This is a genomic window from Microbacterium tenebrionis (genome assembly GCF_020682665.1).
Classification (GTDB): domain Bacteria; phylum Actinomycetota; class Actinomycetes; order Actinomycetales; family Microbacteriaceae; genus Microbacterium; species Microbacterium tenebrionis.
Genome location: NZ_JAGTTM010000001.1, coordinates 730,107 through 743,635, shown reverse-complemented (window position 1 = coordinate 743,635; position 13,529 = coordinate 730,107). Strand labels below are relative to the sequence as shown.

Here is a 13,529-nt window from a genome sequence, read left to right as displayed (position 1 = left end):
CATCACATCACGGAGGTGCGACGTGGCGCGGTCGCCGTCCCCCGATCTGCGGATGTCGTCCCGATCTGCGGGCGTTCTCGAAGGATTCCTCCGCAGATCGGGAGCGGCTCAGCGGATCGGGTCGCTCATCAGCCGCGCATGGCGACGCCGCGGCGCCAGTAGCCCATGAACGCGACCTGGGCCCGGTCGATCCCGAGGTCCTTCACGAGGTGGCGGCGCAGGGTCGTCACGACACCGCTCTCGCCGGCGATCCAGAAGTACCGGTCGACATCGGCGACGCCGGCGCCCAGCGCCTCGCCGCTGCCGGAGTAGATCGGCGTCTCCCAGACGAGGTCCTCGCCGGCGGCATCCTGAACCGCGATCTCGGTGTGCCCGGTGTCGCCGAGATAGTCGAGCACGGTCGGGATGACGCGCAGCCCGTGCGCGGCATCCCCGCGGGCCAGCCAGTGCACCTCGACACCGTCGGGCGCGGCGATCGGCAGCGCGTCGTCCGCCGTCGGCACCTCGATGAACGCGATGCCGCGCAGGTCGCGCGGGGCGTCCTCGAGGATGCGCGCGATGGCCGGCGCCGCCGTCTCGTCGCCGACGAGCACGACCGAAGGTGCCGCCCCCGGGGCGTACTCGATACCGCTGCGGTCCTCGCGGCCGCGCCGGGGACCGACGATCCACAGCTCGTCGCCGACTGCCGCGCTGCTCGCCCACAGCGAGGCGGGACCGGTGAGCCCCGGCGCCAGGTGCAGTACGAAGTCGACGACGACCTCGGTGCCGGACGCTTCGACGTGCTCAGCGGCCGGAGTGCGCAGCTCGCGGATCGAGTACGTGCGCATCGAGCCGCGCTCGTCCTCCGGGACGGCGAGGTACGCGCCCCACCAGTCGTCGGTCTCGCGATCGATGTCGGGCAGGATGCCGGATGCTGGCGGGAAGACGAGCTTGATCCGCGCGTCGTAGACGTCGCCCGGGGTGCCGAACTCGTCGAGCTCGCTGCCGCCGAAGGTGACCCGCACGAAGTTCGGCGAGACGCGTTCGACGGCGCGCACCTCGGCGCGGGCGAGGACGTACGGCGGACGGGTGCGCGTGTCAGCGGACATGATGCCTTCCGATCGGGGTCACCATGGGCTTTCCCGAGACCGGGTCCGTGGTGATCTGGTTCGCCATGCCGAAGACCTCTTCGACGAGCGTGCGGGTGAGGACCTCGCTCGGCGCGCCCGCCGCGTGCACCCGGCCCTGGCGCATCGCGACGAGCTCGTCGCTGTAGCGGGCCGCGAGGTTGAGGTCGTGCAGCACCATGACGATCGTGGTGCCGCGGGCGCGGCTGAGGTCGGTGAGCAGGTCGAGGACCTCGACCTGGTGGGCGACGTCGAGGAACGTGGTGGGCTCGTCGAGAAGCAGGATGTCGGTCTCCTGCGCGAGGGCCATGGCGATCCAGACGCGCTGGCGCTGGCCGCCGGAGAGCTCGTCGACGCTGCGATCGGCGAGATCCGAGATGCCGGTGGCCTCCAGTGCGTCGGCGACCACCTCGTAGTCGTGGGCCGTCCAGCGGGCGAGCACCTTCTGATGCGGATGCCGCCCTCGCCCGACCAGGTCGGCCACCGCGATGCCCTCGGGCGCGATCGGCGACTGCGGCAGCAGGCCGAGGATTCGGGCGACCTCCTTGGTGGGCCGGGAGTGCACCGACCTGCCGTCGAGGACGATCTGGCCGGATGCCGGTGACAGCAGTCGCGCGAGCGAGCGCAGCAGCGTCGACTTGCCGCATCCGTTCGCTCCGACGATCGAGGTGATCCTCCCCGGCGCGATCTGCAGGTCGAGGCCGTCGATGACGGTGCGGTCGCCGTAGCCGAGAGTGACGGCGCAGGCTTTGAGGGTGTGCGCTTCGGTCACAGCGAGCCTCCCGAGCGGTTGGTGCGGATGAGCAGGTAGATCAGGTACGGCGCGCCGAGGACGCCCGTGACGACCCCAACCGGGTACCGGGTGCCGAGGGCGAACTGGGCGAGCAGGTCGCCGCCCAGCACGAGCACGGCGCCGACCAGCGCGGACGGCAGGAGCAGGTTCGCGCCAGGGCCCACGATGCGCGCGGCGATCGGCCCCGCCATGAACGCGACGAACGCGATCGGGCCCGTGCCGGCGGTGGCGAAGGCGAGCAGTGCGACGGCGCCGATGATGAACAGCACGCGGGTGAGGTTCACGCGCACACCCAGGCCCGCGGCGGAGTCGTCGCCGAGCTGCAGCATCCCGAGGGCCCTGGCCTGCGCGAACAGCAGCGGCAGCAGCACCAGACTCGCGACCGCGAGCGGGGCGACGTCATCCCACGAGGCGTTGTTCAGGCTGCCGGCGATCCACCGCATGGCGGTCTGGATGTCCCACTGCGCGGCTCGCGAGAGCACGTAGGAGATGACGCTCTGCAGCATCGCCGCGATGCCGATCCCGATGAGGATCACCCGGATGCCGGAGAATCCGCCCTTGTTCGAGAGCAGGTAGATGGCGATCGCCGTGACCAGCGCCCCCGCGACCGCGAGCGCCGACACGGACGGCCCGCTGAGCCCGAGGACGACGATCCCGACGACCGCGGCCGCGCTCGCGCCCTGCGTGATGCCGATGATGTCGGGGGCTGCGAGCGGGTTGCGCAGCAGCGTCTGGAACGAGACGCCGCCGATGCCGAACGCGATGCCGACGAGCAGCGCCATGGCGGTGCGCGGCAGCCGCAGCTCGCCCACCGTGAACGACGCTCCGGGCACCGTCTCGCCGAGGACGACGCGGATCACCTCGTCCGGCGTGTAGAAGGTGTTGCCGACCATGAGCGCCGTCGCGGCGAGCGCGACGAGGAGCGCCCCGAGGATGCTGTTCGCGACGACGTGCCTGCGGCGGCGCATCCGGCGCCCGGCGGCGATCGCCGCCCCCGCATCCGATCCCTGAGCCTGTCGAAGGGTCGGCACCCGCGCGGCCATCACAGCTCCCTCACCCTCTGACGGCGCACAATCCAGATGAAGAACGGCGCGCCGATGACGGCGGTGATGATCCCGACCTGGATCTCCTCCCCGTTCGGCGCGATCACGCGGCCGACGATGTCGGCCGCCAGCAGCAGGGCAGAGCCTGCCAGCGCGGTGAACGGCAGCAGCCAGCGGTGGTCGGTGCCGATGAGCATCCGGCAGACGTGCGGGATGACGAGGCCGACGAATCCGATGGGGCCGGCGATGGCGGTGGCGGCGCCGGCGAGGATGACGGCGCCGAGCGCCGAGATGAGCCGCGTGCGGAAGACGTTCTCGCCGAGCCCTGCGGCCATGTCGTCGCCGAGCGCGAGCGAGTTCATGCCGCGCGAGCACGCGAAGCAGATGAGGGCGCCCGCCGCGAGCACGGGCGCGGTGATCGCGATCCTCGGCCATTCCGCGCCGCCGACGCCGCCGACCTGCCACGACTGGAACGCTGTCAGCAGATCGACGCGCGGGAGCATGACCGCGCTGATGAGCGAGGCGAGCGCGGCGGATGTCGCGGCTCCCGCGAGCGCGAGCTTGAGGGGGGTGGCGCCGCCGCGGCCGAGCGACCCGACGGCGTAGACGAAGACTGCGGCGAGCGCTGCGCCGACGACGGCGACGGCGATCTGCGTGAAGGCGCCGGTCGCGCCGAAGAAGGCGAGGCCGATGACGACCGCGAGCGATGCGCCGTTGGCGACACCCAGGATGCCGGGGTCGGCGATGGGGTTGCGTGTCACCGCTTGCATGGTCGCGCCGGAGAGCGCGAGGGCGGCTCCGACGAGGATCGCGAGGACGGTGCGCGGTATCCGCTTGACGATGGCGGCCTGTTCGACGGTGTCGGTGTGCCCGCCGAGGGCGGCGAGGATGTCGCCCGGCGAGACGGCGCGGACGCCGAACGACACCGACAGGATGCTCAGGACGAGGATGACGCCGACGCCGATGAGCAGCCACGCTGTGCGCACCGATGCCGGGCGCCGCAGACCTGCGGCGCCCGGCTTCGGTGCTGTGGCGATCGAGGTCACTTGCCCGTCAGCGGTGCCTCGAGGATCGAGAAGTACTCGTCGATCCCCCACGGGATCGACAGCGGCGACGGGTTGGCGGAGTTGGCGATCGGGGTGGCGTCGGGCAGGATCGCGATCTGCCCCTGGGCGACCGCGGGGATCTTGCCGAGCAGCGGGTCCGCCTGGAGGGCGGCGACCATCGACTCGTCGCCGTAGGTGATGAACAGGTCGACGTCGTCGAACTTGTCGACCTCTTCGGCGCTGACGGTCAGGTAGAAGTCGGTCGCGTCGGCGTTGTCCTTCAGGATCTGCGGCTCGGGAAGACCCAGGTCGAGGAGGAATCCGGGGCGCGTGTCGATGGGCGTGTAGAAGCCCACCTGGCTGAAGTCGTTGGGGTCGATGTAGGTGAACAGGACCTTGGCGTCCTTCAGAGCCGGGTGCGCGTCGAGCGCGTCCTGCGTCTGGGACTCGAGGTCGGCGACCAGCTCTGCGCCCTCATCGGCGAGCCCCAGAGCTGTCGCGTTCATGGTGATCATGTCCTGGTAGGAGGTGCCCCAGGCGACCTCGGGGTAGGCGATGGTCGGCGCGATCTTGGAGAGCGTGTCGTAGTCCTCCTGCGTGAGTCCGGAGTAGGACGCCAGGATCACGTCGGGGTTCGTGTCGGCGACGGCCTCGAAGTCGATGCCGTCCGCCTCGTCGAAGAGCACCGGGGTCTCGGCGCCGAGCTCGTCGAGCTTCTCCTCGACCCAGGGGAGGACGCCGTTGTCGTCGTCGTCACCCCAGGCCACCTTGCTCATGCCGACCGGCACGATGCCCAGCGCGAGCGGCACTTCGTGGTTTGCCCACGCGACGGTGGCGACGCGCTCGGGCTTCTCGGTGATCGTCGTCTCGCCGTAGACGTGCTCGATCGTGACGGGGAATGCGTCGTCGGATGCCGGGTTGGAGCCCGCTGCGGTGTCGTCGGTGCTCGTGGGTGCCGTCGAGGAGCATGCGGCGAGGCTGAGCGCGAGGACCGCAGCGGCGCCGAGGGCGAGGAGTCGGGAGGTAGGCACGGGCGTTCCCTTCAAGGGTTTCGGTGGGTTCGGGAGGCGGCCGGGAGCCGGACGGCTTTGGTAAGCCTCCCCTAAGGTAGCACGGGGTTAGGGTGACCTCAGTTGCTGATGACGTGATGGCGACGGCGCTAGCGTTGTGCCATGAGGGTCACGGCGTCGGTGCGCAGCGCGAAGCGCAGTCCGCTGCTGCAGGTCGCGAAGTCGGCGATCGCCACGATCGGCGCGTGGCTGATCGCGGGCTGGCTCATCCCCGGTCCTCTGCCGGTGTTCGCGGCGATCGCCGCGCTGCTGGTGGTGCAGCCGAGCGTCAACCAGTCGTTCGCGAAGGCGCTGGAGCGCAGCATCGGCGTGATCGTCGGCGTCGTCATCGCCGTGGCCCTGAGCCTGCTGCTCGGCGCGCAGAGCTGGGTGGTGCTGCTGGCGATCGTCGTGGCGATGCTCGTCGCGTGGGCGCTGCGCGCCTCACCGGGAACGGGCAATCAGGTCGCGATCTCGGCGATGCTCGTGCTCGCTCTCGGATCGTCGAACCTCGAGTACGCGATCGATCGGATCCTCGAGACGCTGATCGGAGTGAGCTTCGCGCTCGTCGTCAACGCGCTGCTCGTGCCCCCGGTGCTCATCGCCCCCGCCCGTCGAGACCTCGGTCTGCTCGGCACCGAGATCGCTGCGAGCCTGGACCGCCTGGCCGCAGCCCTCTCGAGCACGCAGCGGCCGGGCGATCTGCAGGGGCTGATGGTCGAAGCGCGCCTGCTGCGCCCGATGCAGGCGGCGGCTGCGGCATCCGTATCGGCCGGCGAGGAATCCCTCACGCTCAACCCGCGCCGCGCGGCCAGAGGCGAGATCGCCGAGATGCGCGCGCTGCTCGATCGCCTCTCGCCGATCGTCACGCAGGTGATCGGGATGACGCGCGCGTTCTTCGACCACTACGACGACACGCTCGCCGCGGAGCCGACGGTGCACGCGATCGCCGAGCAGCTGCGCCGCGCGGGCCACGACGTCAGGCTCGCGGTGCAGGTCGCCGACATCGCTCCCGAGCCCGCGGCCGAGACCTCGGCGATCCCGGCGCTGACCGCACCGCTGCAGGTGAAGCCGCCGGCATCCGGTCACTGGATCCTCATCGGGTCGCTCATGGAGGACCTGCGCCGGATCCGTGGGGGGATCATCGGCGACGACTGAAGGTGAAGGTCGATCACGCCGTCGCGAAGGGGCTGTGGGCGACGGGCGAGACGCCGACCCGACCGTGAACGCGGCCGCGTGGTCGCTGACATCCGAACGCGTCGTGAAGAAGCCCGAGGGCCTCGACCTCGACCACCTGCTCGACCTCATCGAGCGCGACATGAAGGATGCACCGAGCATCTCGCCGTTCGCGCCGATCTGGATCACCGAGATGTCGAAGAGGCTGGATCACTGACCCCGCGGATCAGCTTGTGCGTGCCGTCGCACCACGGTTTGATCGCTGAAGACCCGCAACGACAGAGCGCGACGGTTCGACGAGGATTGTCGATGGTCTGCCCGTCTTCACCGACGACCTGAACCGCACCGCGCACGAGGAGCGGCCCGTCGGCGCACGCGGTGATCTGCACGTCGCGCTCAGGCATCGTCGCCCCCGGGTCGCAGAGAGCTCTCGCCCGCTTCGAACGCAGCCCTGACATGATCCGCAGCGCGATCGTCGAGCATCAGGCAGGCACCGGCCCCGAAGAAGATGTCCTCGATGAGTTCGGGGCGATCCTCCCCGAGCCCGCCGGCGAGATCGCGCGCCGCGATCTGCTCATGCACAGCATCCGCCTCCACATGCTCGTCGAAGTACTCCGCGACGTCGTCGCCGAAGCCGAGCCTGCGCACACCCTCGGCATACGAGCGGTTGGGCAACGACGAGGTCATCTCGAAGGCTGCCAGGTGGCCCACGATCGCGCCGATCAGCGACCGGTTCAGGCCGAACATCGACATGGCGTTCTGCGAGGCCAGCGTCACCGCCGGAACCCGATCGAGGTAGCCGCCGTAGTGTGCGTCGAGTCCGAGTCCACGCATCGTACGGGCGAAGATCTCCGCGTGCATGCGCTCGGGCCGTCCACCTCCGTACTCATCGGACTGGATCTCGACGAGCGCAACCTTCGCGCGACCGGTGAGCCGAGGAATGGCCCAGGAGTGCGGATCGGCTTCGCGCAGCGTGTAGATGCTGCGCTGGATCACGAACTCCCTCACCTGGTGGAGCGTCGCGTGTTTGGCGACGTACCGAGCAAGGGAGGGGCCGGGGTTCGGCGCCGTGAGCTCGAAAAGCGCGGCGGCGATGGACTCAGCATCCGCGGGCGGTACTGCGCCCACGGCGACGTCGCGGCGAAGCTCGCGTTCGAACTCCCGCTCGATCCCTCGCCGGACAGCCAGCAGCTCAGGGTTCCACTCCCATGCAGGGTCGATCCAGTCCAGAGATCCGTACGCGCACGCGTACAGCAGGAACAGGGTGATCTGCAGGTCGTCATCCGTTGCGATACCGGAGCTCGCGGTGAGCGCGTCCGCCGCGAGTTCGACCAGGTCTGCGCTTCGCCTATCGGCGATCGAGCCGGTGTGAATCGGATCGTCGAATCGGAGCCGGTTCAGCAGTGCGGCGCTGAGCGCCCCTCGTGCCGACACGGCATCGACGGCGTGGCTGTCGATCATGGATCCCCTTCGCGGGCGCTCGCGGATGCACCCGGCGACCAGCATTTCACGGGAACAGCCCAGAGCATCGGGGGTTGACGCAGGCCCTCAGCGTCTGATCGCCCTGATGATGGGGGAGGATCGTAAGGACATGGCTTCCCTCACCGACTCCCTCCCCGACGGCTCCGATGCGGATGCCGTCTACACGGCGTTCGTCGAATGGGCGGAGTCGACCGGCATCCAGTTGTATCCGGCGCAGGACGAAGCGGTCATCGAGATCGTCTCGGGGAACAACCTGATCCTCTCGACCCCAACCGGCACGGGGAAGTCGCTCGTCGCGATCGGTGCGCACTTCGCCGCCCTTGCCGACGGCCGACGGAGTTACTACACGGCCCCGATCAAGGCTCTGGTCAGCGAGAAGTTCTTCGCCCTCGTCGACGTGTTCGGCGCCGAGAACGTCGGCATGGTGACCGGCGACTCGGCGGTCAACGCGGACGCCCCGATCATCTGCTGCACCGCCGAGATCCTCGCGAACCTCGCCCTGCGTCAGGGCGATGCCGCTGATGTCGGGCAGGTGGTGATGGACGAGTTCCACTTCTACGCCGATCCCGACCGCGGGTGGGCCTGGCAGGTCCCGCTGCTGACGCTGCCGCAGGCGCAGTTCGTCCTGATGTCGGCGACGCTCGGGGACGTGACGTCTCTGGCTGACGATCTGACGCGGCGCACGTCGCGCGAGACGTCGGTGGTGACGGGCGTCGAGCGGCCCGTGCCCTTGCACTTCTTCTACGAGCTCTCCCCCATCCACGAGACGATCGAAGACCTGCTCTCCACGGGGCAGTCCCCGATCTACATCGTGCACTTCTCGCAGGCGGCGGCGATGGAGCGCGCGCAGGCGCTGTCGAGCACGAAGATCGCCACGCGGGAGCAGCGCGACGAGATCGCAGCCGTGATCGGTGAATTCCGGTTCACGACCGCGTTCGGGCGCACGCTGTCGAAGTTCCTCCGGGCCGGCATCGGCGTGCATCACGCTGGGATGCTGCCGAAGTACCGCCGCCTCGTCGAACAGCTCGCGCAGCGCGGGATGCTGCGCGTGATCTGCGGCACCGACACCCTCGGGGTCGGCATCAACGTTCCGATCCGCACGGTGCTGCTGACGGCCCTGACGAAGTTCGACGGCACGCGGATGCGGCAGCTCAATGCCCGCGAGTTCCATCAGATCGCCGGCCGCGCAGGGCGCGCCGGTTTCGACACCGCGGGCACCGTGGTGTGCCAGGCACCGGAGCACGAGTCCGAGAACGCCGCCGCGATCCGCAAGGCGGGCGACGACCCGAAGAAGAAGCGCAAGATCATCCGCAAGAAGGCGCCGGACGGCTTCGTCTCGTGGGGCGAGCCCTCGTTCCGCAAGCTCGTGGATGCGGAGCCGGAGCCGCTGACCTCCCACATGCAGATCACGAGCGCCATGATGCTGAACGTCATCGCTCGCGGCGGCGACGTGTTCGGCAATATGCGCGCGCTGGTATACGACAATCACGAGCCCCGCGCGCGGCAGCGACAGCTCGCGCTGCGGGCGCTGGGGATCTACCGGACGCTGCGCGAGTCGGGCATCGTCGAGGAGTACGAGGACCGGTCCCTGAGCCCGTCGAAGGGCGTCCGTCTCACCGTCGACCTGCAGCCGAACTTCGCGCTGAACCAGCCGCTGTCGCCGTTCGCGCTGGCGGCGTTCGAGCTGCTCGACCCGGATGCCGCGACCTTCGCGCTCGACATGATCTCGATCGTCGAATCGACGCTCGACGATCCGCGGGCGGTCCTCGGTCAGCAGGAGTTCCTCGCCCGCGGCGAGGCGGTCGCAGAGATGAAGCGCGAGGGCATCGAGTACGACGAGCGGATGGAGCTGCTCGAGCAGATCACGTATCCGAAGCCGCTGGAAGAGCTGCTCGGAGCGGCGTTCGAGACGTACAGCGCTGCTCAGCCGTGGATCCGCGACTTCGAGCTGCATCCGAAGTCGGTCGTGCGCGACATGTACGAGCGAGCCATGTCGTTCGGGGAATATGTCGCGTTCTACAAGATCGCCCGCTCGGAGGGCGTCGTGCTGCGGTACCTGTCGGACGCATACCGCGCCGCATCGCAGACCATCCCCGAAGAGCTGAAGAACGAAGACCTCCGCGACCTCATCGAATGGCTCGGCGAGCTCGTGCGGCAGGTGGACTCCAGCCTGCTGGACGAGTGGGAGGAGCTGCGCGCCGGCACGGACGACGGCCAGGTCGACCTCGCCGCCCTGAAGAGCGCGGAACACGTGGACGAGCCGATCGTCCCTCCCGCGCCCAAGCGACTGACCGCGAACGTCCGCGCCTTCCGCACGCTCGTGCGCAACGAGCTGTTCCGGCGGGTGCAGCTCGCCGCCCTCGAGGACGTCGACGCTCTCGTCGAGCTCGATCCCGCGTTCGGAGCCGATGCCTGGAACGACGCCCTGGATGCGTACTTCGCCGAGCACGACGAGATCCTCACCGGGGCGGATGCCCGCAGCTCGAAGCTGCTTCTGCTGACCGAGGGATCATCGCAGTGGACGGCGCGTCAGATCTTCGACGATCCCGCCGGGGATCATGACTGGGGTATCTCGGCGACCGTGGATCTGGCGGCATCCGATGAGGCGGGCGAGGCCGTGGTGACCGTCACCGCCGTCGACCGCCTCTAGCGGGGCCCGCTCAGGCCTGCATGACGGCGAGGACGTTGCCCGCCGGGTCGCGGAACCACGCGATGTCGGGGCTCTGTCCCCCGCCGCACACGATGCCGCGCTCGTCGGACGGGAACTCCGCGTCGCTGTAGATCTTGGTCTGCACGCCGCGGGCGATGAGGTTGTCGACGACGGCATACACGTCCGCCACCGGGAAGTTCAGGATCGTGAAGCTCGCAGGCTCGTGGTTCGGCTTCGAGTACACGAGGATCCACCCGCCCCTCGGCAGACGGATGTCGAGGAACCCCATCGGGTTCGCCTCGACCTCGAGCCCGAGCGTTGTGCCGTAGAACTCGTGCGCCGCGTCGATGTCGTCGACGCTGAAACCGCTGAACGCACCATCCACTGGGAATCTCTCTCGCGGTCGAGGGGTCGGCGCCTGGCGCATCCGGGTCGCCGGCGCTGCTGCAGCAGCTCGTCGTGAACCTCGTGCACAACGCGATCGCGCACAACCGCTCCGGCGGTTCGGTCACGGTGCGGGTCGAGGCGGCGCCGGGCGGACGCGCGACCGCGATCACGCAGGGACGGGACTCGGTCTCGCGATCGTCGACGGCATCACCCGGGCGCACGGCGGGATGCTGGAGCTTGCACCGCGCGGGGCGGCGGGCTCGTGGCGACCGTGCGACTGCCCGGGTGAACGGGTCACGCCCGGCGACCCGGCGACACATCGGGGGCCGTTTGCACAGATGTCGGACGGATCCTGCCGAAGCATCCGACATCCGTGATCGCGGCCCCCGATATGTCGGGCGTGACGCTGCCCGGCCTCAGGCGACCTTGCGGCGCGTCGCGGCGAGCTCCTGCCCGAAGGAGCGCGCCGACTTCTCCGCGTTCTCCTTCAGCTCGTTCGCGACGTCGGTGAAGGCGTCCAGGGCGGGTTTCACACCGACGAGCGTGAACGGACGCTGCACGACGCGCAGGTCGAGGCCCCAGACATCCTCAGCCAGCTCGGCCAATGGGCGTCGGCGAACCTCGAAGTGCCGGAGCACTGAACGACCTCAGCCTCGCGGTCGCGATACTGATCCGCGTTCGATGAGCTCCTGCGGGAGCACCCGCACACGCATGGGGTCGGTCGCCCCTTCGATCCGATCGATGAGGATCTGAGTCGAAAGCGCGCCGAGCTCGCGTGAAGGCTGAGAGATCACGGTGATCGTCGGCTCGGTCACCGACGTCCATGGCGCGTTGTCGAACCCGACCAACGAGATATCATCGGGGATCCGCAACCCGAGGTCGCGGATCGCACGAAACGCGTGGAACGAGACCATGCTGTCGGACGCGACGATCGCGGTGACCGCGTCGTCGCCGGTGACAAGATCAGTCACGATCCGACGAGCGTTCTCCTCGTCTGCGCCGAGGCGCACGTAGGCGAGCGGGTCTCCGATGCCGGCGCGCTGAAGGGCATCCGCGAACCCAGCAATGCGCTCGGCGATCACCGAGGACTTGAGACCCGGTACGAACTCGCGGGACTCCGCATCCCACATCGACCGGAACCCACCAGCGGATATGTCGTCGAGCGCCGACACGTACGCGATTCGACGATGCCCGGCTCGCACGAGCACATCGGCGAGACGCGTCGCGCCCTCACGATTCGCCGCGACGACGGCATCCGCCTCGATCCCGTGCACGAGTCGGTCGAAGAACACCATGGGACGGCCGGCCTCGACGATGTCGAGAAAGCTGGCGGGGTGGATCGACGACGCGGGCGCGATGACGAGCCCATCGACCCGCTTGGCGAGATGCAGATCGATGGCCTTGCGCTCCGTCTCGACCTCCTCGCGAGAGTTGGACAGGATCAGGTCGTACCCTGCAGCCTCGGCGACATCAGCAGCCCCGCGAGTCGCCTGCGCGAATGCCGAGTTCTCGATGTCGCCCACGATGATGCCGATCGCCTTCGATCGCCCGGTGCTCATGCTGCGCGCGACGGCGTTCGGCCGGTACCCGAGCGCGGATGCCGCTTCCTGAACACGTGCGCGGACCTTCGCGCTCACCGCTCCGTAGTCGCCGAGCGCACGCGCCGCGGTCGCCTTGGCGACGCCGGCTCGCGCGGCCACGTCCGCTACGGTCACGTCGCGAAGCCCGTCCCCGTGTCCGCTCACCGCTCATCACCCCTTTAACTTCATCGACGGGTTCCACCCTATTGACGGCTCGATCGTCGCCGTGTACTGTCCAAGTCAACGCAAAATTGAGACCGGTCTCAATTTACCCCAGCTTCGCCCCAGCGTCCACACCCTCCCGATAATGCAGTCCTCTGAGAGGAGCCATCCGATGGCCAAGAAAACCCTGACATTCCGCCGCTTCGCAGTCGCCGCCGCAGTAGCAGGAGCCCTGGCGCTCACCGCCTGCAGCTCGACCGGCAACGCCTCAGCCGGCGGCGACCAGGACGAGAACCCGTACGGTCTGATCACACCCGGTCAGATCCGGGTTGCGAGCCTAGGCGATGCGAAGCCGTACACATTCACCGACGCGAGCGGTGAATTCACCGGCTTCGACGTCGAACTGTTCACCGATGTCGCTGAACGCATCGGCATCGACGACGTCGTGTTCACCGGCCAGGACTTCTCCGGCCTGCTCGCCGCTGTCGCCAACGGGCAGTTCGACGTCGGCGTCGCGGCGATCGGGATCACCGAGGAGCGTGAGCAGACAGTCGACTTCTCGGACGGCTACCTCGCCGGATACCTCACCGTCATGGCCAGCCCTGACAGCGGCATCACCGACGAGAAGAGCCTCGCGGGCAAGCGGCTCGGCGTCGTGCAGGGCACCCTGCAGGAGGCCTACGCCGTGAAGAACTTCACCGACACCGAACTGGTGCGCTTTCCCGACAACAACTCCGCAATCTCCTCCGTCAACAGCGGCGCGATCGACGCGCACTTCCTCGACTACGAGGCCGCGAAGGAGTATGCCGACCAGTACGGTCTCGAGAACGCCATCGACATCCCGTCATTCGACGCGCCGGCCGGCTTCGCGATCGCCAAGGGCAACGACGAGTTCAAGGATGCTCTGAACGAGGCGCTCCACGCCGCGATGGAGGACGGCACGTGGAAGGAGCTCTACCAGAAGTGGTTCCCCGGGTCCCCGATGCCCGACCAGTACCTGCCCAGCGACGAGCAGCGCGAGGACACCGGCGACAGCAAGTGACGGCTGCTGTGGG

At 68.9% G+C, this 13,529-nt stretch carries 14 protein-coding genes; 4 read left to right on the top strand and 10 right to left on the bottom strand.

What is annotated here, in order from left to right:
• Nucleotides 1-128: 128 nt before the first annotated feature.
• Genes KEC56_RS03785 through KEC56_RS03765 form a run of 5 tightly spaced genes read right to left on the bottom strand, consistent with a single transcriptional unit; the run spans nt 129 to nt 5,019 of the window.
• Nucleotides 129-1,088 carry a siderophore-interacting protein gene (locus tag KEC56_RS03785; protein WP_227529868.1) on the bottom strand — a complete coding sequence of 320 codons (960 nt, stop codon included), beginning with the start codon at nt 1,086-1,088 and terminating at the stop codon, nt 129-131.
• Nucleotides 1,078-1,878, bottom strand: coding sequence for an ABC transporter ATP-binding protein (locus KEC56_RS03780; protein WP_227529867.1), 801 nt, complete (start codon nt 1,876-1,878; stop codon nt 1,078-1,080). Before KEC56_RS03780 ends, KEC56_RS03785 begins: the two co-directional genes overlap by 11 nt.
• Complete coding sequence (locus KEC56_RS03775; RefSeq protein ID WP_227529866.1) at nt 1,875-2,942, bottom strand: FecCD family ABC transporter permease; 1,068 nt, start codon at nt 2,940-2,942, stop codon at nt 1,875-1,877. The genes KEC56_RS03780 and KEC56_RS03775 overlap by 4 nt, the downstream gene beginning before the upstream one ends.
• Complete coding sequence (locus tag KEC56_RS03770; RefSeq protein WP_227529865.1) at nt 2,942-3,988, bottom strand: FecCD family ABC transporter permease; 1,047 nt, start codon at nt 3,986-3,988, stop codon at nt 2,942-2,944. The genes KEC56_RS03775 and KEC56_RS03770 overlap by 1 nt, the downstream gene beginning before the upstream one ends.
• Nucleotides 3,985-5,019, bottom strand: a complete 1,035-nt coding sequence (locus KEC56_RS03765; RefSeq protein WP_227529864.1) for an iron-siderophore ABC transporter substrate-binding protein — start codon at nt 5,017-5,019, stop codon at nt 3,985-3,987. Before KEC56_RS03765 ends, KEC56_RS03770 begins: the two co-directional genes overlap by 4 nt.
• A gap of 141 nt (nt 5,020-5,160) precedes the next feature.
• Here KEC56_RS03765 and KEC56_RS03760 point away from each other — a divergent pair, with 141 nt between their 5' ends.
• Nucleotides 5,161-6,195 (top strand): FUSC family protein, encoded by a 1,035-nt coding sequence (locus tag KEC56_RS03760; protein ID WP_227529863.1) that lies wholly within the window; start codon nt 5,161-5,163, stop codon nt 6,193-6,195.
• Between the two features lie 34 nt (nt 6,196-6,229).
• Nucleotides 6,230-6,430, top strand: a complete 201-nt coding sequence (locus KEC56_RS03755) for a hypothetical protein (protein WP_372456228.1) — start codon at nt 6,230-6,232, stop codon at nt 6,428-6,430.
• Here the strand turns inward: KEC56_RS03755 and KEC56_RS03750 are convergent.
• Both KEC56_RS03750 and KEC56_RS03745 read right to left on the bottom strand, forming a co-directional pair.
• Nucleotides 6,399-6,617 carry a CDGSH iron-sulfur domain-containing protein gene (locus KEC56_RS03750; RefSeq protein ID WP_175987141.1) on the bottom strand — a complete coding sequence of 73 codons (219 nt, stop codon included), beginning with the start codon at nt 6,615-6,617 and terminating at the stop codon, nt 6,399-6,401. The two genes, KEC56_RS03755 and KEC56_RS03750, sit on opposite strands and share 32 nt — an antisense overlap.
• The gene (locus KEC56_RS03745; protein WP_227529862.1) at nt 6,610-7,674 is read right to left on the bottom strand and encodes an iron-containing redox enzyme family protein; all 1,065 of its coding nucleotides are present in this window, start codon (nt 7,672-7,674) and stop codon (nt 6,610-6,612) included. The genes KEC56_RS03750 and KEC56_RS03745 overlap by 8 nt, the downstream gene beginning before the upstream one ends.
• A 130-nt stretch (nt 7,675-7,804) precedes the next feature.
• Between KEC56_RS03745 and KEC56_RS03740 the strand changes: the two genes are divergently transcribed.
• Nucleotides 7,805-10,345, top strand: coding sequence for a DEAD/DEAH box helicase (locus KEC56_RS03740; protein WP_227529861.1), 2,541 nt, complete (start codon nt 7,805-7,807; stop codon nt 10,343-10,345).
• Between the two features lie 10 nt (nt 10,346-10,355).
• Here the strand turns inward: KEC56_RS03740 and KEC56_RS03735 are convergent, their stop codons facing one another.
• The 3 genes from KEC56_RS03735 to KEC56_RS03720 all read right to left on the bottom strand — a co-directional run bounded on the left by KEC56_RS03735 (nt 10,356) and on the right by KEC56_RS03720 (nt 12,447).
• On the bottom strand, nt 10,356-10,772 hold the full coding sequence (locus KEC56_RS03735; protein WP_227529860.1) for a VOC family protein: 417 nt from the start codon (nt 10,770-10,772) through the stop codon (nt 10,356-10,358).
• 376 nt (nt 10,773-11,148) lie between these two features.
• Complete coding sequence (locus tag KEC56_RS03725) at nt 11,149-11,337, bottom strand: hypothetical protein (RefSeq protein ID WP_227529859.1); 189 nt, start codon at nt 11,335-11,337, stop codon at nt 11,149-11,151.
• 42 nt (nt 11,338-11,379) lie between these two features.
• Nucleotides 11,380-12,447 carry a LacI family DNA-binding transcriptional regulator gene (locus tag KEC56_RS03720; protein WP_227529858.1) on the bottom strand — a complete coding sequence of 356 codons (1,068 nt, stop codon included), beginning with the start codon at nt 12,445-12,447 and terminating at the stop codon, nt 11,380-11,382.
• 199 nt (nt 12,448-12,646) lie between these two features.
• On the opposite strand from KEC56_RS03720, the gene KEC56_RS03715 reads away from it, so the two are divergent.
• A complete protein-coding gene (locus KEC56_RS03715) occupies nt 12,647-13,516 on the top strand; it encodes an ABC transporter substrate-binding protein (protein ID WP_227529857.1) in 870 nt (289 codons plus the stop codon).
• Nucleotides 13,517-13,529: the final 13 nt, after the last annotated feature.

Coding starts and splice junctions, on each gene's coding strand:
- KEC56_RS03735 (WP_227529860.1), bottom strand. CDS start 10,772: ATGCGCCAGGCGCCGACCCCTCGACCGCGAGAGAGATTCCCAGTGGAT.
- KEC56_RS03745 (WP_227529862.1), bottom strand. CDS start 7,674: ATGATCGACAGCCACGCCGTCGATGCCGTGTCGGCACGAGGGGCGCTC.
- KEC56_RS03715 (WP_227529857.1), top strand. CDS start 12,647: ATGGCCAAGAAAACCCTGACATTCCGCCGCTTCGCAGTCGCCGCCGCA.
- KEC56_RS03760 (WP_227529863.1), top strand. CDS start 5,161: ATGAGGGTCACGGCGTCGGTGCGCAGCGCGAAGCGCAGTCCGCTGCTG.
- KEC56_RS03750 (WP_175987141.1), bottom strand. CDS start 6,617: ATGCCTGAGCGCGACGTGCAGATCACCGCGTGCGCCGACGGGCCGCTC.
- KEC56_RS03740 (WP_227529861.1), top strand. CDS start 7,805: ATGGCTTCCCTCACCGACTCCCTCCCCGACGGCTCCGATGCGGATGCC.
- KEC56_RS03785 (WP_227529868.1), bottom strand. CDS start 1,088: ATGTCCGCTGACACGCGCACCCGTCCGCCGTACGTCCTCGCCCGCGCC.
- KEC56_RS03775 (WP_227529866.1), bottom strand. CDS start 2,942: ATGGCCGCGCGGGTGCCGACCCTTCGACAGGCTCAGGGATCGGATGCG.